At 69.8% G+C, this 21,453-nt stretch carries 14 protein-coding genes and 3 pseudogenes; 7 read left to right on the plus strand and 10 right to left on the minus strand.

Going from position 1 to position 21,453, the window contains the following annotated elements; translation table 11 throughout:
- Positions 1-123: 123 nt before the first annotated feature.
- Both ACFYUS_RS33175 and ACFYUS_RS33180 read left to right on the plus strand, forming a co-directional pair.
- A pseudogene (locus ACFYUS_RS33175) lies at positions 124-571 on the plus strand (hypothetical protein); the annotation flags it as partial.
- 305 nt (positions 572-876) lie between these two features.
- On the plus strand, positions 877-1,728 hold the full coding sequence (locus tag ACFYUS_RS33180; RefSeq protein WP_388860641.1) for a universal stress protein: 852 nt from the start codon (positions 877-879) through the stop codon (positions 1,726-1,728).
- A 361-nt stretch (positions 1,729-2,089) separates the two neighbouring features.
- On the opposite strand, the pseudogene ACFYUS_RS33185 reads toward ACFYUS_RS33180, so the two are convergent.
- The 3 genes and pseudogenes from ACFYUS_RS33185 to ACFYUS_RS33195 form a co-directional block, all read right to left on the minus strand.
- A pseudogene (locus tag ACFYUS_RS33185) lies at positions 2,090-2,236 on the minus strand (transposase); the annotation flags it as partial.
- Positions 2,237-2,461: 225 nt separating this feature from the next.
- The gene (locus ACFYUS_RS33190) at positions 2,462-3,706 is read right to left on the minus strand and encodes a DUF1254 domain-containing protein (protein ID WP_388860644.1); all 1,245 of its coding nucleotides are present in this window, start codon (positions 3,704-3,706) and stop codon (positions 2,462-2,464) included.
- 383 nt (positions 3,707-4,089) lie between these two features.
- Positions 4,090-5,361 (minus strand): DUF2254 domain-containing protein, encoded by a 1,272-nt coding sequence (locus ACFYUS_RS33195; RefSeq protein WP_388860647.1) that lies wholly within the window; start codon positions 5,359-5,361, stop codon positions 4,090-4,092.
- 263 nt (positions 5,362-5,624) lie between these two features.
- On the opposite strand from ACFYUS_RS33195, the gene ACFYUS_RS33200 reads away from it, so the two are divergent.
- On the plus strand, positions 5,625-7,472 hold the full coding sequence (locus tag ACFYUS_RS33200) for a glycoside hydrolase family 15 protein (RefSeq protein WP_388860650.1): 1,848 nt from the start codon (positions 5,625-5,627) through the stop codon (positions 7,470-7,472).
- A 674-nt stretch (positions 7,473-8,146) separates the two neighbouring features.
- Here ACFYUS_RS33200 and ACFYUS_RS33205 read toward each other — a convergent pair.
- From ACFYUS_RS33205 to ACFYUS_RS33235, 7 genes are all read right to left on the minus strand, one after another.
- The gene (locus ACFYUS_RS33205; RefSeq protein ID WP_388860653.1) at positions 8,147-9,085 is read right to left on the minus strand and encodes a hypothetical protein; all 939 of its coding nucleotides are present in this window, start codon (positions 9,083-9,085) and stop codon (positions 8,147-8,149) included.
- 45 nt (positions 9,086-9,130) lie between these two features.
- Positions 9,131-10,189 (minus strand): cytochrome d ubiquinol oxidase subunit II, encoded by a 1,059-nt coding sequence (locus ACFYUS_RS33210; protein ID WP_388860656.1) that lies wholly within the window; start codon positions 10,187-10,189, stop codon positions 9,131-9,133.
- On the minus strand, positions 10,186-11,664 hold the full coding sequence (locus tag ACFYUS_RS33215) for a cytochrome ubiquinol oxidase subunit I (protein WP_388860659.1): 1,479 nt from the start codon (positions 11,662-11,664) through the stop codon (positions 10,186-10,188). Before ACFYUS_RS33215 ends, ACFYUS_RS33210 begins: the two co-directional genes overlap by 4 nt.
- A gap of 36 nt (positions 11,665-11,700) precedes the next feature.
- A complete protein-coding gene (locus tag ACFYUS_RS33220; RefSeq protein ID WP_388860662.1) occupies positions 11,701-12,540 on the minus strand; it encodes an SDR family oxidoreductase in 840 nt (279 codons plus the stop codon).
- Between the two features lie 162 nt (positions 12,541-12,702).
- A complete protein-coding gene (locus tag ACFYUS_RS33225) occupies positions 12,703-14,307 on the minus strand; it encodes a GMC oxidoreductase (RefSeq protein ID WP_388860664.1) in 1,605 nt (534 codons plus the stop codon).
- A 124-nt stretch (positions 14,308-14,431) separates the two neighbouring features.
- Positions 14,432-15,355 carry a cyclase family protein gene (locus ACFYUS_RS33230; RefSeq protein ID WP_388860697.1) on the minus strand — a complete coding sequence of 308 codons (924 nt, stop codon included), beginning with the start codon at positions 15,353-15,355 and terminating at the stop codon, positions 14,432-14,434.
- 20 nt (positions 15,356-15,375) lie between these two features.
- Positions 15,376-16,908: a gluconokinase, GntK/IdnK-type gene (locus ACFYUS_RS33235; RefSeq protein WP_388860667.1), complete on the minus strand. Its 1,533-nt coding sequence runs from the start codon at positions 16,906-16,908 to the stop codon at positions 15,376-15,378.
- 270 nt (positions 16,909-17,178) lie between these two features.
- Between ACFYUS_RS33235 and ACFYUS_RS33240 the strand changes: the two genes are divergently transcribed.
- From ACFYUS_RS33240 to ACFYUS_RS33255, 4 genes and pseudogenes are all read left to right on the plus strand, one after another.
- Positions 17,179-17,973 (plus strand): hypothetical protein, encoded by a 795-nt coding sequence (locus ACFYUS_RS33240; RefSeq protein ID WP_388860670.1) that lies wholly within the window; start codon positions 17,179-17,181, stop codon positions 17,971-17,973.
- Positions 17,894-18,598: pseudogene (locus tag ACFYUS_RS33245) on the plus strand (S8 family serine peptidase); the annotation flags it as partial. The gene ACFYUS_RS33240 and the pseudogene ACFYUS_RS33245, both read left to right, overlap by 80 nt.
- A gap of 921 nt (positions 18,599-19,519) precedes the next feature.
- The gene (locus tag ACFYUS_RS33250) at positions 19,520-20,914 is read left to right on the plus strand and encodes a PA domain-containing protein (protein WP_388860700.1); all 1,395 of its coding nucleotides are present in this window, start codon (positions 19,520-19,522) and stop codon (positions 20,912-20,914) included.
- 137 nt (positions 20,915-21,051) lie between these two features.
- Entirely contained in the window at positions 21,052-21,333 is a 282-nt protein-coding gene (locus ACFYUS_RS33255; RefSeq protein ID WP_388860673.1) for a helix-turn-helix domain-containing protein, read from the plus strand.
- Positions 21,334-21,453: the final 120 nt, after the last annotated feature.

Raw genomic sequence — 21,453 nt, forward strand, 5'->3', positions numbered from 1 at the left:
CCCCTGCCCGAAGGCAGCCAGGACCACGCCGGTCGTGGCCGGCGCCACATCGTCGTGCCGGTCGGTGACCACTGGAGCCTTGCCCCCGGAACTCGTGGACGACCACCACGATGCCGGGCTGCGCAGGCGGAGTCCGTCGTGCACGGGCGGACCTGCGTCCTCGGACGTGTGTACGCGGGCGTCGACGCGGTGGTGGCCAACCGTCAGGCCAACGTCTCCCGCGTGCTGCGCGGAGCCGCGTCGAACTACCCGGGCGGCCTGCGGGCCTTCGTCCCCTCGAAGTCCGCCACGTGCCGCATCACCACAGACGGGGTGCGACACGGGCGCACCGGCTGCACGGGGTCGTGGTGAGCTCAGGACGGGCGTGCACGTGAACAGACCGGAGGTCGAGATCCTGCGCGGCAAGGAGATCCTCATCGAAGCGGACCGCCCCCTCCCGGAGGGTGTGGGCGGCGAGGTCGGCGCGGCCCTGCCGGTGACTCTCAGGGTGCGGCCTGCCGCTCTTGCACGTCCTGGCCTGACCAGATCGTCCGTCGATACGTCGGGGACATGGCCGGACGTCGGCTGCTGAGTCCTGCGGATCGGGTGCTCCACCGTCGAGGTCGGTGCTGAAGGCCCCACCGACCTCGGCCGAAGGATCCTCGTCCTGCTCCTGGCCGGCCTGACGGATCTGACCGCCGCGACACGACTCGGTCTGCGAAAGGGCGGCCATCCCGGTGCCTCCGCCGGACGGGGTACTTCGGCAGCGTCGTCGAACACTGCGCACACCATTCCTTCGGCGACTCGGTAGCTTCTCGACGAGGTGCTCTCGCACAAGGATGCCCAGCGGCGCCCCGTGAGGGCCTGTCGGCGATGGCCCGAGGTGAGGAGAGCAGCATGTCCCGACCTGTCACTGTGGGAGTGGACGGCTCTGAAGGAAGCGTGGCGGCGGTGGACTGGGCCGCCGACGAGGCGGCGCTGCGCGGCGAGGATCTGCGACTGGTGTACGCCACGCGGTGGGCGGAGCATCAGTTGGGGGCGATGAAGGTGTCGCACGAAGATCGTGCCGGCGCGGCGGAAGGCGTGCTGGCTGAGACCGAGCGGCGTGTCGGGTCCCGGCAGCCGGGCCTTTCCATGACCGCTGACGAAGTCGAAGACGCGCCCGTCAGCGTGCTGCTCGCCGCCGCTGCCGAGGCGGAGCTGCTCGTCGTCGGCTCTCATGGGCTGGGTGGCGTCCGCGGGTTCATCGTCGGTTCGGTAGGGCAGGAGGTCATCGCGGAAGCCGAGCGTCCAGTGGTTCTCGTTCGCCCCGGATACGAGAAGGACAGCTCCGGTGCGTCCGAGAGGAGCAGCCGCCGGAAGGTGGTGCTCGGTCTGGATGTGAACGAAGTCAAGGACGAGCTCCTGTCCTTCGCGTTCGATTTCGCCGGGCGGCACCATGTCCCGCTGGAGATCGTGCACACATGGCATGAATCCTTCGTTCACCACTCCAGCGCGGCCGCGAAGGACGAGAGGGCGGCGGCGCTTGCCGACGCGGTACGACCGTTTCGGGACAGGTTTCCGGCGACGGAGGTGGCGGAGGTGTCCGCTTCGGGACGGGCAGCCGAGCATCTCATCGAGGCCGCGTCGGACGCTCGCCTCGTGGTCGTCGGCCGGCGGAGGGCAGCCAGGGGCGCTCACATCGGATCGGTCACCCACGCCGTCATCCACCACGCCTCCTGTCCTGTCGCAGTCGTACCGCACACCTGATGGATGGGGACATCGGACGTTCGGGTAGGCAGGACAGCGTCCACGTTTCACTGTCCGCGGGGCAGCGGAGCCGGAAGAGGACCGTGTCGTGAAACCGACTGAGCACCGCGCCGAAGGCGCAGGGCCGTTCACTCCCGGCTCATCTGGCACCGTACGGAAGGGCGGACGGTGGTAGGGGAGTCATAGCTCGCTCGCACGTGGGGGCGCTGTCCGTCCTCGGCCCCGGGGCCCTATCCCCTTCGTCAAGCAATCGTGATGATGACGGGCATGACGGATGAGGATCGGGGCTTGGATCGTGAGAGCCGCCGGGACTGGACGCAGCTGCACTTCGCCGCGGATGAAGCAGGGTGCCGCAGCTGTCGGCTCGGGCGGCGAGGTGGCCGGCGGTGGGGAAGGGGCTGCCGTTGCCGCCCTCGATCAGGATCCGGGCTCCGGTCCTGACGCCGACTCCCGGCATCGAGGTCAGGCTCTTCGAAAGAGGGTGGTCCTCCAGGAGTTCCTCGATCCGAACCGTTCCAGCAGCGTGAGGACGGCCGGGTGCTGCAACCGCGGCCCCAGCGCCCCCGACGGCCTGCAGAGGCTCATGGCCCTTCACTGTCACTGTCAACGGCGACTCCACTCGTTGGTGGGGCACTCGGTCAAGACCTCCACCGGAGCCCCCCACCCATTACACACCCGACGACGCTCCTGACCAGGCCGGATGGTGAAACGCTGCTGGAGTACTGGCTGCGGTTCAGCTGGTGCGTCGCAGGGCCGGCGGGGTCCAGTCACCGGTGAGGGCGGAGTGCTGGGGCCAGTAAAGGCGCAGGAAGACGTTGAAGCTGCCTGCGGGCGCGGGTAGCCAGTTGCTTTCGCGCTCGGTTCCGGGGCTTTCGTGCTGGACGTAGATGTCCAGGGAGCCGTCGGGGTTGGTCCGCATACCGCTGCGGTCGCCGATCGCGTAGCGGTTCAGCGGGTTGTCGGCGAAGAGCTGATGCTCATTCATCATCGTGAGGGACCAGAAGCCGTCGACGGGCGGGGTTTCGCCGGCGTCGAAGCGCAGCACGTAGGTGTGGGCACCATCGAGAGGCCGGCCGTCGGCGTCGGTGGTGGCGTGCGGGTACAGGGCGTCGGCGTCGAGGTTGGCTCCGTACCCGAACCGGGTGATGACCGCGCGCTTGGCGTAGTCGGTTCCGTAATCACCCAGGCCTCGGTGCACGGTCCACCCACCGGAGTTCGCGGACTCCGCTCGGGCGAGCAGATCGCGCAGGACCCCCGGGCCGCGCCGCGCACCCGCGTCCAGGGTCGCGAGCTCCTCGGGGGACAGGTCGTCCAGGCTCGCGCCGGGTGCGATACCGAGCTTGGCGACTCTGCCCAGGACCGGAGCATCGGCCGGGTCGGGAGGGTTGTCGACCATCATCCGGTTGAGGAGGGTGAAGTACTCGCGGCCGCTGAGAGCGTGGACCTTGTCGACGGGCGGCGTCGTGGTGTCGGCATCGGCGGGAACGGGGACATCGGCGGGAGGGATGTAGTCATCGGGGTCGCCGGTCCACTCCGACAGCGGGATCAGGCGCGTGGCGTCCTGGAGCCGGTTGACGGAGGGGAAGTCCGACGGGCCGCTGGTCGCGTACCGGGCGATGATCCAGTTCACGACGGTCGGCGACTTCAACAGGGTCAGGCCGGGCGGGGTCGCTCCCGACCACGTAGGCCCGGCGATCAGGAAGGGGCCGGCGGACGGGCCGTTCTTGCGCCGGCCGACGACGGCGCAGACATCGGACCAGGCGTCCAGGATCGGGACCATCCAGAAGCGGTCGCCGAAGTCGGGCAGGGTCAGCACGAGAGGCTGGTCGGACAGGTCGAGCCAGGCACTGGAGTACAGGGTGTCGGCGTTCGGCGAGACGACCTCGGTGAAGGAGGCGTCCGGGGTGGCGCGCATGTAGCAGAACTGGTTGACCGGGGCCTTCCGACGCGCGTCGTCCCGGGCCGGAACCGCCGTCATGGAGCCTTTTGTCATGGCCGCCGTGACCAGAGGGTATCCGTAGATCCACGCCTCTGTGGCCAGCTTCTCAAACGACCCATCTGTCATCGGCTTCTCCCAGGTGCTTCTGCGAACCCCGTCGGCCCGACGCCATGAGCGCCACCCGCCCTCCCGCGCGGCGAGTCCGCCGGACGGGTGACGCAGACGTAAGCGTGGCGTCGCTGACGACCGAGGCGTCGGCGGAGGCGTCGGGGGGTGAGCGTCCGCGGGATCGGGGATCCGGCAACGCCATCGCTCCTTCGGAAGCGGGCCGGTACGAGGAGGTCATCACGGAGGGCCTGCGCGACAGGGCGGTCGACGCCCTCGCCGTGCGGGTCCGGCACGGACGGACGTGTGCGAGCCCACTACGAGGGGTACTTCCCACCGATGCCCTGGTGGTCGGGCTGTTGCGCGATGGCCCGGCGGGCCGGGTCGGTGAACTCTCGGTCGATCGACTCCCGCAGCAGGCTGATCTCCGTCCGCACGGCGTCGTGCTGAGACGGCGGCAGGGTGTCGAGCAGGCCCTCGAGCATGGCGTGGAGCCGTCGGCAGATCTGCATGGACGACCCGCCGTACTCGCGGATCTCGCACACGGCGAGCTGGAGGAAGTTCTCCCAGTCACGCCCCGGGAGCACGAGCCGGGCGCGCTCGTGGCGATCGGCCAGTACATATCGACCGGGGAGGCGTGTGCTGCCGATCATGTGCAGGAAGGACTCGATGTAATTGATCACCTGCACTGCGGTCGTAGGGTCGTTCACCGCGGGGGAGAGGGCCCTGACGGCGATGTCGACGAGGATCCTCAGGGCGAAGGCGGGGTCCTGCTCGATGGTCCGCTCGGCACCGAGGGCGACGAGACCGGTCACCCGGTCCGGGTCCGGTTGCGACGTGCCCCCGTGGACCTCGATGAGGACAGTGCCGGGCGGTACGGAGTCGCCGATCAGCCGGGTCACGACGAAGACGCAGTCGTGGCGCGCCGCTTCCGCGACCAGCCCGGCCACGTTGAACGCCTGGATGGATCCACCGCGTCCGGAACGCAGGCGCATCACCGGACCGTCGGACGGCACGGTTCCGTCTCCGTGGAGCGCCGCGGCCCCGCTCGTGAAGACGGCCTCCCCCATCCGGGTGACCAGCTCGGCGATGGCCACCGGTCGGAGATTGTGGGTGAACCTGTTGAGGTAGATGAGCAGGAGCACGAGGCTGACGGCCACCGCCATACCGGCCAGGGTGACCCCGAGATCGGGGACGGAGTCGGTCTCGACTCTGCGCAGCAAGGAGAAAGCGAACGCGAACGTCCCGGTGAAGGTCGCCAGCACCGCCTTCTGCAGCCGGTCCCGGTACCACAGGCGCATGTAGCGAGGGGAGAGGGTTCCCGTCGCCTGCTGCACGACGAGTACGCCGATGGTGACGACGAATCCGAGCAACGCCACCATCGCCCCCACGATGGCGGAGAGCACGCCGCTCGCCGTCGTCGCGGAGTAGTGCCAGCCACCCGGGAGCCAGTCCGCGCCGTCGGCGGTGAGCGCGAGCTCAGCGAGGAGGACACCGAGGACGAGACCGAACAACGGCACGATCCACAGGCTTGCCTTGACGTATTGCCGCAGCCTGAATCTGGCCGCCCAGGACGTCAGGACACTCATGTCACGCCTCCTTCACCCGGAGGAGTCCGGTGCTCACGAGGCACATGAGACCGCGGGCCCCCTCAGCGGGAGCGCTGCCACCTCACGGTAGAGCCCTTCTCGGAGCGGCGCAGCGGCTAGAGCTCCCGTCATCGCCCGGTGCGACTCGCTCGCCAGGACGGGACGACACCGTCGGCCTAAGCTGGCCGAATGGCGCCTGGACCGCCTCGGGCGCCGTGTAACGGTGCCCGATCGTTGTCTGACGGTGCCGAAAGGGGCTCGATATGGACGACTATCCCCTGATCGAGAACCACGGCCTGATCGGTGACCTGCAGACCGCGGCCCTCGTGACAACCGAGGCGACGATCGACTGGTTCTGCTGTCCGCGCTTCGATTCGCCCAGCGTCTTCGGTGCTCTGCTCGACCGGCGGAAGGGCGGCCATTTCACCGTCAGGCCGGCCGCGGACACCTACACCACCAAACAGCTCTACCACCCGGACACGGCGGTTCTGGTGACGCGTTTCATGACCGAGGCCGGGGCCGGCGAGGTGGTCGACTTCATGCCGGTGACCGGCACGACGGCGACGGACCGGCACCGTCTGGTCCGCATGCTGCGCTGTGTGCGGGGCAGCATGACGTTCGAAGGGGAGATCGCTCCGCGCTTCGACTACGGGCGCAAGCCGCACGAACTGCACATCACGGAGCACGGGGCCCTGTTCACCTCGGAGGACATGGACCTCGCCGTCCACGGCGTCCTTGAGCCGCAGGACGAACGTCTGCTGAACATCCTCTCGGGTGACAACGACCTCCGATTCAGTCTGACCCTGCAGGCGGGCCAGCAGCGCGGCGTGGTCATGGAGTCGTCCCCCGACGGGCCGCCGCGCCAGGTCCGCGTGGCGGAGTTCGAGCAGTTCTTCGACGAGACGGTCGGCTTCTGGCGCTCGTGGCTCGGTCAGTCCACCTACTCGGGTCGTTGGCGGGAGGCGGTGGAACGTTCGGCCGTGACGCTGAAGCTCATGACCTACGCGCCGACCGGCGCCCTGGTCGCCGCGCCCACGACGGCCCTGCCCGAGCAGCTGGGTGGAGAGCGCAACTGGGACTACCGGTTCACCTGGATCCGTGACGCGTCGTTCTCGGTGTACGCGTTGCTGGGGCTGGGTTTCAGGGAAGAGGCGACGGCGTTCATCAACTGGCTGCACGACCGGGTGAAGGAAGAGGCCGGCCAGGGGAACGGGACTGGGCCACTGAACATCATGTACCGCGTCGACGGCACCTCCGATCTGGTCGAGGAGACCCTGGAACACTGGGAGGGGTACTGCGGCTCCGCCCCCGTCCGCATCGGCAACGGAGCGGCGACCCAGCTGCAACTGGACATCTACGGTGAGGCGCTCGACAGCATCTACTTCGCGCACCGCCACGGCATGCATCTGGACAACGGGGGCTGGAAGGCGCTGCACACCCTGCTCGACTGGCTGGTCGACCACTGGGACCAGCCCGGAGAAGGGCTGTGGGAGACCCGCGGCGGCCGGAAGGACTTCACCTACGGCCGCGTGATGTCCTGGGTGGCCTTCGACCGCGCCCTGCGGATGGCCTACGAGGACGGCCGTCCCGCGGCCGGCGGCCGCTGGGTGGACGCGCGCGACGAGATCTACGCACAGGTACTCAGCCGGGGCTGGGACCCGCGGAAGCAGGCCTTCGTGCAGCACTACGGCGACGACGTCCTCGACTCGTCGTTGCTGCGCATGCCGACGGTCGGTTTCATCACGCCGGACGATCCGACGTGGAAGTCCACCCTGGACGCGATGGAGCGTGAGCTCGTCAGCGACAGCCTGGTCTACCGCTACAACCCCGAGGCGTCACCCGACGGACTGCGCGGTTCCGAGGGAACCTTCTCCCTGTGCACCTTCATGTACGTCGACGCCCTGGCGCGGGCCGGCCGCATCGACATGGCCAGGCTGGTCCTGGAGAAGATGCTCTCGTACGCCAACCACCTCGGCCTGTACTCCGAGGAGATCGGCCTGACGGGGCGACAGCTGGGCAACTTCCCCCAGGCTTTCACGCACCTGGCCCTCATCGACGCGGCGATCACCCTGGACGCGAAGCTCAACGGGGCGCCCAGGGGCGGGAGGTAGTCCCAGGGGACCCGCGCCACGAGGTCCTCCTGCCCAGCCTCCGTCGGGACAGAACCGAGGAGGACGACGGTGTCGCCTTCCTGCGGTACGGTCTGCTGCCTCTCGGTGATCGGGTCCACCCGGTGGTCGGCCCGTACCACGAAGAGAGTGTCGCGTTCCGGCGGCAGCGGGGCGGAGGCGGGCTGCACCACGAACCGGGCGCCCCGCCCGTGGCGCTCCGCCAGGACGTGACGGACGAGGGAACTGCCGAAGAGGATGTCGCTGCCGGTGTACGGAGCGACCACGCCACGGCTGTCGGGCGGGGGCCCGACCCGGTAGACGGGACCCTCGACGTTGTCCTCCATCACCACCGAGGCGAGCGCGTTGAAGTCGTCGTCGCCGGTGGCCAGGAACACGGCCGTCACTCCCTCCGGTCGCGCCCCGGGGTTGATCGCCGTGGCCAGCAGACCGCCCTTGCCAGGTCGATTCCCGCCTCCGTGATCAGTTCCCGATCCTCGTCGAGCCCCGCCCACATCAGCACGTCCACCCCCGCGGATCGCAGGGCCTTTCCCAGGTCGATCACCCACGGCGCACCGCCCACCAGGAGAATGCGAGTTCCCGCCGGTTTGACGACACCCAACCGTCGGGCCATGGGGCCGCCGTCAGGGAGTAGAGCAGAACGGTTCCCACGATCATCAGGAACGTGACGGGAAGGATCCTCGCGGCCCCGCTCTCCCCCAGGTCGACAAGGCCGGCGGAGAAGGTCGATGCCGTGGCCGCCGCGACGATGCCGCGCGGGTCCATCCATCCGATGAAGGCCCGCTCCCCTCGGGCCAGACCCGAGCGCGCCGTCGCGACGAAGGCCACGAGCGGCCGCACCACCAGGACGAGGATCGCGATGAGGGCGAGCGAGGGAAGGAGCACTGGCACCAGGGACGCCGCGCGGGCATGTCGAACCCTCGGACGTTGGCCGCCGCGAGTCCCACGACGATCGCGGCGATGAGCCCGGTGTCGTCCCGCACGATGTCGCAGCCCGCCGATACCGATACGGCGATCACGGTGGCGAGTTGTGCCAGCGTGCCGAGGGTCTCGCCGAGCCGAAGGACGCGCAGAGTGAACCACAGCAGCGCGGTTCCCGCGATCCCGCCGACCAGCCCCACCGCCAGGCTGAGGGTGAACTGGCCCAGCTGCTGTCCACGGCCGATGTCGACCTGGTGCGTCGAGGCGATGGCGTGGAAGGCGAGCGCGCCGAGGATGCCGCCGAGCGTCACGGCCACGGGCAGCGGCACGTCGAGCATGGCCGGTGACACCGAAGCGATGACCAGGGACGTGAGCAGCACCCCGTACACCAGCAGCCGCCCCACGATCCCCCGGGTGCGGCCGGTGAGCTTGCGCAGGTCGAGGCCCAGGCCGGCGTCGTAGAGGATCACCGCGACGGACAGCGACACCAGGTCGGAGAACGCCGGCCCCAGCAGCTTGTCCGGATTGACGACATCGGTGAGCGCACCGGCGGCGAACCCGACCGGCAGCAGGATGATCAGGGCCGGGAGGCGCAGCTTGCTCGCCAGGATCTGCGAGCCGGTGGCGAGCACCACCGTCAGGGCGAGTCCGAGAAGGATCTCGTCTTCGGACACAGCGGCTTCCTTCTTCGGATTCCGGGCGCGAAGGGGACCGGGCGGTCAGCCGCTCGGCGCAGCGCCCTCACCGTCCGTGCCGCTTCCTCCTCGCAACTCGGCGTCGGTGAGCTCTTCCAGTTCTTTGTGGGTGTCCAGCCAGTAGAGGAGGACGACGGCCGGCACGACGAGCACCAGGGCCACCAGGGTGACGATCGCCAACCACGTCAGGGTTGCGGGTGCGCCGGCGGCGTCGGCCACGGTCAGCGAGGTGGGAACGAGGTAGGGGCGCTGCGCCATGCCCCAGGCGAGGACGGCGGCCGCGACGACCCCGACCGCCGTGACGCGCACCCACGTGCCCGGCGTCCGCAGGAGCAGCCAGGCTGTCGCGAGCGCCGCCACCCCGGCCACGACGACGAAGAGCAGCCCCGGGCCGTGGCTGAGTCCGTGCCAGACGTAGGGGGAGTCCTCGTGGGTGACGAAGCCGGTGATCACCGACAGGACGGTGAGCGCGCCGAGCGTGCTCAGCGCCCGCCACCTGAAGTAGCCGACCAGGTCAGGCGCGTCGAAGCGGCGGGCGTCGCCCGTGAGGAAGACCGCGCCGAGGAAGGCGGTGGTCGCGATGGCGACCAGCCCGAACATGATGGAGGTGGGGTTGGACCAGGCGTCCGCCGAGGCCGCGGTACCGGGCGCCGCTCGTCCCGAAGCGACCCCGCCGACGGCGGCACCGAGGAAGAACGGCGTGACGACCGAGGCCACGGCGAACACGGCACCGTACAGCCGCCGGCCCGCGAGCCGCCGGGACGGCTTGCGGAACGCGAAGCCGGCGCCGCGCAGCACCAGGCCCATGGCGGCCAGCGCCAGGGGGAGCCACATCGCGGAGAACACGGTCTGGAACAGGATGGGGAAGCCGGTCCACATGATGACGAGAACGAAGATCAGCCAGACGTTGTTGACCTCCCACACGGGAGCCATGGCGTGGTCGATGAGCCATCGGGGCCGTCGGCCGCGTTCCGTTCCCCCCGCCGTCAGATCCCAGAACCCGGCCCCGTAGTCCGTGCCGCCCGCGCAGGCGTACGCGGCCACGGCGAGGAGCAGCACCACGGCGATGAGGTCGGCGGTCATGGGCGGCCGTCCCCGGCCCGGGAGGCTCCGCCGTCGGAAGGGGCGTCACCCGCGGGGACGGGGGCCCGCGGCCCGTAGGGGGTGTCCGCCTCCGGCACCTGGGCCGTACCTCCCGCGGCCTGCTGCTCGTCGGCGAGCCGCCAGCGCGTGCGCATCTTGAGCAGGATGACGAGGAACGAGCCGAACAGGAACACGTACACGACCATCACCACACCGAGTGTGATCCAGAGGCTGGTGGAGCGGGTCGAGGTCACCGCCTCCGCGACCCGCATGTTCTGGTAGACGATCCAGGGCTGACGGCCCACCTCGGTGGCGATCCAACCCGACTCGACGGCCACGACGGAGGCGACGCCCGCACAGGCAGCCGGGCCGTAGAACCACTTCGAGGCGGGAAGTCGGCGGTGCCGCAGCCAGACCAGGCCGTACCAGAGGGCGAGCAGCACCAGGGCGGACCCGATCAGGACCATGATGTCGAAGGCCCAGTGGGCGATGGTCGCCTGAGTGGCCGTCGGCCGCTGGTCCGCCGGGACGGAGGTCAGGCCCACCACCTCGGTGTCCGCGCTGAATCCGGCCAGGAACGAGTCGAGCAGCGGGATCCTGATGCCGCCCTTGATGCTCCCGTCCTCCTGCAGGCGCCCGAAGAGGTACTCCGGCACACGGGTGTCGGTCTTCCAGACGATCTCCATCGCGGCGAACTTCACCGGCTGCTTGTGGAACACCGACCGGGCGATGGAGTCGCCCAGGACGAACTGCACCGGCGTGGCCACCGCGGCGATCGTGAACGGAACGGCGAAACCGAGCCGGTGATAGTGGTCCCGGCGGCCGCGCAGCCAGCCCACGGCGTAGACACCGGCCACCACGAAGCCCGCGGTGAGGATCATCCCCACGACGAAGTGCCAGTACTGCGGCCCGAACATCGGCGTGAAGATCGCCTTCCAGACGTTCACGTCGACCGGGTTGCCCCCGGAGTCGAGGGAGAAGCCCTGCGGCGTGTTCATCCAGGAGTTGGCGGCCAGGATGCCGAAAGCCCCGAGCAGCGCGGCGCACGGCAAGGGCAGCCCCAGCAGGAAGTGCGTACGGGGCTTCAGCCGCCGCCACCCGTACAGGTAGATGGCGATGAGCACCGCCTCCAGGAAGAACGCCCATGCCTCGACGCCGAATCCGACGCCGAAGACATCACCCCACCTGCCCATCAGGCCGGGCCAGAGCAGGCCGAACTCGAAGGAGAGCACGGTGCCGGTGACGATGCCGACCGCGAACTGCACCGCCATGACGGCCGACCAGCGCCGTGCCAGGAGCAGGGCCGTGGCGTCCTTGCGGCGCAGCCCGCGGTAGTGCATGACCAGGGTGATGAAGGGGAAGGCCACGCCCAGGGGTACCAGGATGATGTGGGACGCCAGAGTGAAGGCCATGAGTTCCCGGGCCGGCAGCAGTTGGGCCGGGGCATCCGCCAGCAGGTGGAACGAGGTGGGCATACGCGCCTTCGGGTTCGTGACGTCGGGGAACGGGATTCAGCCGCCGGTGGCGAAGCCCGGGAAGAGGGTCATCCCGCCGTCGACGTACAGCGTGGTCCCCACCACGTAGTCCATGAGGTCGGAAGAGAGGGCGACCACGGCGTTGGCGATGTCCTCGGGGTCGCCGATCCGGTCGTACGGGATCAGCCTCAGGAGGTCCTCCCGGGCCTCGGCCGTCTCCCAGGCGGCGCGGTTGATCGGCGTCTTGATCGCCCCCGGGGCGACCGCGTTCACCCGGATCTTCTCCGGCGCGAGCTCCTGGGCCAGGGTCTGCATCATCATCTGCACGCCGCCTTTGGAGGAGGCGTAGTTGACGTGGCCCGACCACGGGATGATCTGGTGCACCGAACTCATGCAGATGATCTTCCCGGCGGCGCGCGACACCGAGGGGACCACGCCGCGGCGCCGGAATTCCTTGGCCGCCTCACGGGCGCACAGGAACTGACCGGTGAGATTGACGTCGATGACCTTCTGCCACTGGGCGAGCGTCATGTCGGCGAGCCGGGCGTCCCGCTGCAGGCCCGCGTTGGCGACCAGGACGTCGATGGTTCCGAATTCCTCGACCATCCGGTCCATCATGGCCGTGACCTGGCCCTCCTGGGACACATCGGCCTCGTAGGCCGCCGCGCGCACCCCGAACGAGGCGATCTCCTTGACCACCGCCTCGGCCGCGCCACGGTCGGCCACGTAGTTCACGACCACGTCGGCGCCGGCTCGGCCCAGACCGATGGCCGTGGCCTTCCCGATGCCCGAATTGGCTCCGGTGACCAGTGCCTTCTGGCCCTGCAGCAGACGTGCGGGGACCACACCCTGCGGTGTCTCCACGGTGGAACCCATGCTGCCCTGCCTCCTCGCTGCGCGACTGCGCCCTGCCCGGCTGCTGCCCGGCGGGCATGGAGGTCACGCAATCACCGGCATCGGCGGGCGGCACGCGGGGAGAATCCCGGTTGGGCCGTAGGACCGATCATCTTGGTCCGATCGGCCCAACGGCTCCTGGTCTCAGCCCAGCCGAGCCAAGAGGTGGTCTCCGACCCGGAGGGCATTGGCGATGGCTGTCAATGACGGGTTGACCGCACCGATGCTGGGGAAGAAGCTCGTGTCGACGACGTAGAGGTTGTCGAGGTCGTGGGCCTTGCAGTTGACGTCCAGCGCGGAGGCGGCGGGGTCGGTGCCGAAGCGTACGGTGCCCGCCTGGTGCGCCGTCGCACCGATCGGCATGCCCTTGTGCAGATAGATGCTGTGGGACAGCAGGTGGTGCTCGTGCATGCCCAGGTGGCCGAGCATGCCCTGCAGCTTGTGCCGCAGCCGCTTCAGGCCTTCGAGGTTGTTCTTCTCGTCGAGGGCGAGGTGGATGCGGGCGTCACCGTCGAGGGTGACCCGGTTGTCGGCCAGTGGCAGGTCCTCGCCGCACAGCCAGAAGTCGACGGCGTGGTGCGCCAGCACCTCGAACGGCATGTCCGGTGTGACCGCACCGGCCCACCGCGGGGCCTCGCCGTGGATCTGCTCGGCGTCCGACTTGCCCAGCATCTGGATGCCGCCGAGCGGGTAGTCCCAGTCGTCCGCCCCCAGGTACCAGTCGTGCAGGGCCAGGGTCTTCTGGAACTGGGTGTCGTTGGGCTCCTTCGACACCGCCATCAGGGCCAGGTTGTTGTGCCGCATGTAGAAGCGGCCGACCACGTCTGAGCTGTTCGCGAGACCGTTCGGATGGTGCTCGTTCGCCGAGGCCAGGAGCAGCGCGGCGGAGTTGACCGCCCCGCAGGAGACGACGACCACGTCCGCCGTGAACCGGACCTCCGAGCCGTCGGGCAGCCGGCCGACGACCGCGCTGACAGTGCGTCCGCTCGCATCGGTCTCCAGGCGGACCACTTGTGTGTCCGTGACCATCTCGACGTCGGGATGCCGCAGGGCCGGCTCCACGCAGATGACCTCGGCGTCCGACTTGCCGCGTACCAGACACGGAAAGCCGTCCACCCGGTTGCACCGGATGCAGACACTGGAGTGGGTGGCCCGCCCCCCGTTCTCCTGGCTGAGATTGACACCGATCGGCAGATGGAAGGGGTGCAGACCACGCTTCTCGAGGTCGTCGCTCAACTGCTGGATGCGCGGCTCGTGCTCCACGGGCGGATGGGCGTACTGGGCGCTCGCCGCGCCCTCGGTCGGATCCTCGCCGTGCCGTCCGTGCACGAGGTAGAGGTGCTCGGCCTGCGTGTAGTACGGCTCCAGATCCTCGTACCGGATCGGCCAGGCGGGGGAGAGGCCGCCGTGATGACGGAGCTCGCCGAAGTCCTCGGGCCGCAGCCGGAAGAGGGCGGCGCCGTAGAACTTGGTGTTTCCGCCGACGTAGTAGTTGACCTCGGGCGGGAACTCGCTGCCGTCCTTGTCCAGCCAGAACTCCGGCGCCCGGTACTTGCCCTTGACGAACACGGCCGTCGAGTCCCAGTTGTCCCGCTCGCGCGGCAGGTAGTCGCCGCGTTCGACGAGGAGCACGCGTTTGCCGGACGGGGCGAGCCGATGGGCGAGGGTGCCACCGCCGGCGCCGGTACCGATGATGATGACGTCGTAATGAGGGGCGTTGCCCACGGCGACCACCGTCCTTGTGATCATGGCCCTGAACTGGCGTCGGGTTCTGTCCGCCCGCTGTGCGGGACCGCGCGTCCCACCCGTTCGAACGTATCCATCCTCCCTTCGGTCGGCGACCGGTGGGGCGGAGACCGACCGGCCCCGTCGGTCACAGCACCGCGATGGGGTTCACCGGCGAGCCGGTGGCTCCGGGAAGCCGCAGTGGGGCGACCGTACACAGGAAGCTCCATCGCCCCGCCCGCGCGCAGACGCGGCCCAGGTCCTCGAACTGCAGGTAGTCCATCAGGGGGATGCCCAGGGCATGGATGACCAGGACATGCACGGGAAAGGAGATGCCCTGCACCGCGCTGGGCGCGGTGTCGTTGTTGCCGTCTCCGCCCAGGACCGAGACCTCGCGCTCGGCCAGGAACTCCACGGCGGTCGGATGAAGGCCGGCCCGCGCCGTGGCCGCGTTCCACGGCCCGAGTTCGGTGCGCCGAAGACGGTGTCCCGTCCTGACGAAGAGCAGGTCTCCCGGTGCGACGCGGACTCCCTGCGAGGCCTCGGCGGCCCTCAGGTCGACCGAGGTCACATGGTCGCCCGGTTCCAGCCAGGGCACGCCACGCAGCCGCGGGACGTCCAGCAGTACCCCCCGCCCGACGATGCCGTTTCCCAGCAGGTCCACGGAGAGCGTACGGGCACCGCCCTCGGCCATCACCGCGCTCGCCGGCACTCCGCCGTAGAGCTCCCCGTCGAACACGACGTGACAGAGGGCGTCGAGATGGCTGTCCGCGTCCCCGTGCACGTTCATGGCGAAGCGGTCGGTGGCGAAGTGCAGCCCCTCCGCGCCGAGGTCGTCCGGAGCAGGTCCGGTCATCCGGTGCACCGCGGGCTCGGGGTCGTCGGGGCCCGGCACGGTCTCGATCGGAGCGGCCAGTGACACCGTGCGTCCGAGGCGGACCTCCGCAGCGGCCGCTGCCACCCGCTCAGGCGTCAGATGGCTGAGTGCGCCGCACCGGCCGTCCGCTGTCGGCTGTGCTGCCGCCCGGCTCCGAAGGTGCTCGTGGAGTTCCCGGAAAGCCCGGGTGGTCACCTCGGCTGCCACGGGCGGTGTCACGCGTACCCCCACGGGCTCAGACCCCACCGGAGCACGTGTGTCGCGCCCGGCTCCAGGACGGTGAGGTCCGTGCCACTGCGAAAGGCGTCGGGTGGACAGGACATCGCCTCCACGGCGACTCCGCGGCGCCGGCGTTCGGGGTCGGCCAGGGTGTCTCCCGTGTACACCTGGACATAGCGGGTTCCCTCGCCGAGCCAGAGATCCACCCCCCGCTCTCCGGAGGGATGCGCCAGTCGCACGATCGCCCGCCCGTCAGAGACGCGGTCGAGTCCGGTGAAGGCGGTGTCCAGTCGCAGATCGCCGATGGGGCGGGCGACGCGGAGGTCGTACGGGGTGCCGTGTACGGGCTCCCGGCCGATGGGCAGGCCCCGGTCGTCGGTCCGCAACAGGTACTCGGCGGGAACGGTCAGCAGGGCGGTGTCGACGAGGTCGGTGCCGACCGTCAGATAGGGATGCTGCCCCACTCCGTAAGGTGCGGGCTGCTGACCGGTGTTGGTGGCGTGGACGGTGACGCCGAGCCCGCCCGGGCCCAGCCGGTACTCGACACCGATATCGAGGAGGAACGGGTATCCGGGCTGGGGGCAGAGCGTCGTGCCGAGCATCACCGCGTCGTCGGTGCGGGCGAGCAGCTTCCACAGGGTCCAGCGGAGCAGCCCGTGGATCGCGTTGTTCTTCTCGACTTCGGTCACGGGGAGTTGGAGACTCCTGCCGTCGAAACTGTAGCGTCCGTCGCCCACGCGGTTCGGCCAGGGGATGAGCAGTTGCCCCCTCCCGCCCGTGATGGCGGACCCGGCGGAGGGCCCGTCGAGCAGTGGTCGGCCTTTCACGGCGTAGTCGCGCAGGGCACCGCCCAGCTGGAGCACCACCGCACTCTGCTCCCCGCGGACCAACCGCCACGACTCGCCCGTGGGGCTGCCGGGGGACGCGGAAGGACCGTCGTGCGCAACGGAGTGGACGGTCCGCTCCGTGTCCGATCCGGACGACCACCCACCGGAAGCGGATTCCGGGCGCATCAGCGAGAGCACCGCTGTGACGACGGCCTCCGGAGGCTGGTCGATCTCCACCACCAACGGGTGCTCGTCGGGCTCCGGCTCCTGGAGAACCGCGAGCTGGGTGTCCAACAGGTCCGCCGGGAAGAAGTGACCGTGCCGCCCGGCCAGCCGGGCCCCCAGCAGCTCGTGCGAGCCGTGCAAGTACACCAGAAGAACCTCGGGGCGCCCTTCCAGCAGCGTGTCCCGGTAGGCACGCTTGAGCGCGGAGCAGGTCACGACGGCCTGCCGACGGGCCGCGATCGCCCCGTCCATCCACTCCCCGATCGCTTCGAGCCACGGCCCCCGATCGCTGTCCGTGAGGGCGTGGCCGGCGGCCATCTTGGCGCGATCGGCCTCGGAGTGGAACTCGTCCGCGTCCCGGTACTCCCACCCCAGCCGTGCGGCGAGGAGACGTCCCACCGTCGACTTGCCCGAGCCGGAGACGCCGACGACGAGCAACAGTCGCGGCAGCCCGCCGGTCGCTGTTCCGTGTTCCACGACAGTTCCTCCATGTCGTGTGCCCGCTGGAGGTGTCTCCGTCCGGTGGACCAGACACCTCCAATCTGACCCCCGTCGGCCGCCGGCGCATGTCGGCCGAACCGGAATGCCCGTGTTGCAGCCCTCCAGCGCGGCGGGAGGGCGCCCCGCGCCCCTACGGAGCCTTACGTCCGGAAGGGCGGGGTTCGCGGCTGACAAGCATCTGCCATGGCGAGGACTTGCCGTCATGAGGCCTTCACGACGGCAGCCACGGGTGGATAGACCCGTGCCATGTCCTCCCCCTCTCATGCTTCCGCCTTCCGGCGCAGGCGCTGGCGGCTGAGCTCGGTCGCCACCACGGTGCCGCTGCTGGCGTCGGGGCTTGCGGTCCTGCAAGCGCCCGCACAAGCCACTCCGAGCAAGCCCACCGTCCCCGCCAAGCCCTCGGCGACCCACAAGGTCACGCTCGTCACCGGCGACGTCGTCACGGTCACCACGACGACCGACGGCAAGCAGATCGCCGACGTCGACCGGCCCGACAGCGCCGTCGGCGGCGTGAAACTCCAGGAGATCAAGGGTGACCTCTACGCCATCCCGGACGAGGCGGCGCCGCTGCTGGGCACGGACAAGCTGGACCGACGGCTGTTCAACGTCACCGACCTGATCGAGATGGGCTACGACGACGCGAAGTCGGCGGCGGTACCGCTGGTCGCGACGTACACCCAGCCGAAGTCCCGCGCGGCCGTCGAGCCGGCGGCCCCAAGGGGAAGCAAGCTGACCCGTAGGCCCCAGGGCATCGGCGGTGCCGCGCTCAGCACCGAGAAGCGGCAGGCCCACACCTTCTGGAACACCGTCGCGCCGCAGGGCGGCACGCGGTGTGGGCGCGGGTGTGGCGAAGCTGTGGCTCGACGGGCGCGTGAGGGCCAGTCTGAAGGAGAGCGTGCCGCTGATCGGCGCGCCCGAGGCGTGGGCGGCGGGCTACACCGGGAAGGGCGTCAAGGTCGCGGTGCTCGACACCGGCATCGACGTCAACCACCCCGATTTCGCCGGACTGATCGACGGCACGGCGAGCTTCGTGCCGGGTGAGGCCGTCACGGACGTCAACGGGCACGGCTCGCATGTCGCCGGCACGATCGTCGGTTCGGGCGCCGCCTCAGGGGGCGAGATCAAGGGCGTCGCGCCCGGCGCCGACCTGTTCGTCGGTAAGGTGCTCGGCGGCGCCGAGGGCTACGGTCAGGACTCCTGGGTCATGGCCGGCATGCAGTGGGCCGCCGAATCAGGCGCGGACGTCGTCAACATGAGCCTCGGCGACTCTTACCCGACGGACGGCAGCGACCCGATGTCGTAGACGGTCGACGCGCTGTCCGCCCAGTACGGCACGCTGTTCGTCATAGCCGCCGGCAACTCCGGCCCTGACAGCATCTCTGCCCCGGGCGCGGCCGCCTCGGCGCTGACCGTGGCCGCCACGGACGAGCAGGACCGGCTCGCGTCCTTCTCCAGTACTGGCCCGCTGGCCTACTCCGGCGGCATGAAGCCGGACATCGCGGCGCCCGGCGTGGACATCACCGCGGCCCGCTCGCAGGAGATGACCGGCGGTGGCGAGGGCCTCCACCGCACCCTCAGCGGCACCTCGATGGCCACCCCGCATGTGGTCGGTGCGGCGGCGATCCTGGCCCAGCAGCACCCCGACTGGACCGGCGCGCAGCTCAAGGAACACCTGATGAGCACCGCCAGGGGCCTGGACGGCGGGTACTCGCCGTACGAGGTCGGCCCCGGTCGTCTCGACGTGGCCGCCGCCGTGCGCACCACGGTCCGCGGCACCGGATCGCTCTTCTTCGGCAACTACACATGGCCGCACGAGCCGAGCGACGTCGCCGTCACCAAGGACCTGACCTTCACCAACACCGGCTCCGCCGACGTCACGCTGAACCTGGCGCTGACCGACGACGGCGGCCCGTTCACGCTGGGAGCCACTACGGTCACCGTCCCGGCGGGCAGCACCGCAGCCGTCCCGGTGACCGGCGACCCGCAGAGCGCCCCCGCCGGACGGAACGTCGGCTACGCGGTCGCCACCGACGCGACCACCGGACAGCCGGTGGCCCGTACCTCTGTGGCGCTGCTCAAGGAGGAGGAGCGCCACGACCTGAACATCAAGCTGGTCGGCCGGGACGGCAGGCCCGCCGCCGGCTGGGTCACGGTCAACCTGGCCGGAGACTTCTGGCCGTGGTCGCTCTACGTCGACGGCTCCACCACCATGCGCATGGCACCTGGCCTGTACACCGTCGCGGGGTACCTCGACGTGGCCGGCGAGAAGGCGGACCGCTCGGGTCTGGCCGTGCTGGTCGACCCGGAGACCGTGCTCAAGGACAGTGCCGAGGACGTGGTCCTCGACGCGAGCAAGGCACGCCTGCTGCAGACCGAGGCGCCGCAGCGCACCGAGGACCGCCAGCGCAAGGTCGACTTCAACGTCCAGTACAAGGGTCTCGACCCGTACACGGACTACCGCAGCGCCTACGTGCTGCCGCCGACGTACGACGACGTCTACGTCGCGCCGACGGAGTCGATGGAGCAGAGCGAGTCCCTGCTGACCACCCGTTGGCGCAAGGGCGAGCCGCGGCTCAGCCTGAGCATGATGGGCGGTCGACTCCGGTTCGAGGCACTGCTGCAGGCGGGCAGCGCACGGGGCACCGCCACGGACACGCTGGACACCGTCTACGCGGGCAACGGTGCGACGGGCGCATACGACCAGGTCAAGGCCAAGGGCAAGGCCGTCGTCATCGAGCGCAGCGACGAGGTCTCGCCCCAGGAGCGCACCGATGCCGCGGTCGCAGCCGGTGCGAAGGCGCTGATCGTGGTCAACGACGGTGTCGGTCCGCTGATGGAATACGTCGGCGAGTCGGCCATCCCGGTCGCCACCGTGCACCGCGACGCGGGCAAGGCCCTCGTCTCGACGGCCAAGGCCGGCATCTACAAGCTGACCGTGAAGCAGACCGAGTACACGCCGTTCGTCTACGACCTCACCCGGGAGTACCCCGGCCAGGTTCCGGACCGTGCCCTGGTCTACAAGCCGGCCAAGGACGACCTCGCCCGGATCGACGCCCGCTACTACTCGGCCCCCGTCGGCCACCCGGCGGAGGGCTACCGGTCCGACTTCACCCTCAGCCCGTCCTTCCACTTCCCCGAACGCGAGTGGCACCCGGGCACGCGCACCGAATGGGTGACTCCGGGCCAGGTCTGGAGGGAGTTCCACGCGCAGGGCGTCGACGGCGGCCTGCCGTGGGTGATGGTGTCGGGCGACAACACGTACACCAAGGGCAGCACCACCCGACTGGACTGGTTCGCTCCGGTGACCAGGCCCGGCCAGAGCGAGTCGTTCGGCGTGTGCAACTCCCGCTGGCAGAACTACATGACCTGGAACGTCCGGGCATGGGCCTCCTCCAGCGACAAGATGCGGCTGGGCGGCTACCTGCCGTGGGGGGAGACGCCGACCCACCTGCAGGTCTTCCAGGGCGACACACTGATACACGACAACCCGAACAGCACGGACATGCAGTGGATCGAGGTGCCGGCGGGCAACCTGCCCCACCGCGCCGTCCTGGACGCGGAGCGGCCCGCTGACGTCTTCCGGCTGTCGACGCGCACCCACACCGAGTGGACGTTCATGTCCGACACCGTCGATTCGGACTTCTTCGAGCCGTTCCCGGTGCTGAACCTGGACTACAAGCTGGAGTCGGACCTGCACGGCGACGTCAAGGCCAACGCGACCCAGCAGATCGCGCTCAAGCCGGTGTCGACGGGCCGGGGCACCGTGCCGGGCACCGTCACCACGGTGAAGCTGGACGTCTCGTACGACGACGGCGCCACCTGGCAGAAGGTGCCCGTGACCAAGGGCGCCGACGGCTACTGGGCGGGTTCGTTCAGGACGGCCAGGAAGCCCGGCGGCTTCATCTCGGTCCGCGCGAGTGCCGAGACGGACAGTGGCTTCGGCGTCAAGAACGAGATCATCCGGGCGTACGGCCTGCGATGAACGGCACTGTCGGGCCCCGGGGAGGCGACTGCCCGGGGCCCTTCCCCTCGCACCTGCTCCCATCAGGGACTATTCAGGGTCTGCCACCATGGCGCATACTCTCCCCGCTGCGGCAAGCGGAGGAGAGCCGATCGCCGATGTTGGACGTTCTGGGCCTCGAACCGGATGACGAGCGCGTCTACCGGGCGCTGCTCGGACGCCCGAACTCCATCGCGAAGCTGCTGTCCGACCAGCTCGACCTGCCGCACGCCCACGTCGACAAGGCCTTGTCCCGCCTGGTCGAGTGGGGACTCGTGACCAGGTCGGCGGGCGAGCAGTTCACCGCCGCGCCGCCGGCCATGGCACTCGGCGCTCTCATCAGCCAGCGCCGGGACGGGCTGCGGATGGCCGAGCACGCCCTGGTGACCTTCGCCGAGTAACACCGGGCGGCGATGACCGGGAGCAGCATCAGCGATCTCATCGAGGTCGTCACGGGCGTCGACGCCCTCTGCCGTCGCTTCCTCCAGGTGCAGCAGGCAGCCCGTACGCAGGTCCGCTCC

Source organism: Streptomyces sp. NPDC004284 (assembly GCF_042874035.1).
GTDB lineage: Bacteria > Actinomycetota > Actinomycetes > Streptomycetales > Streptomycetaceae > Streptomyces.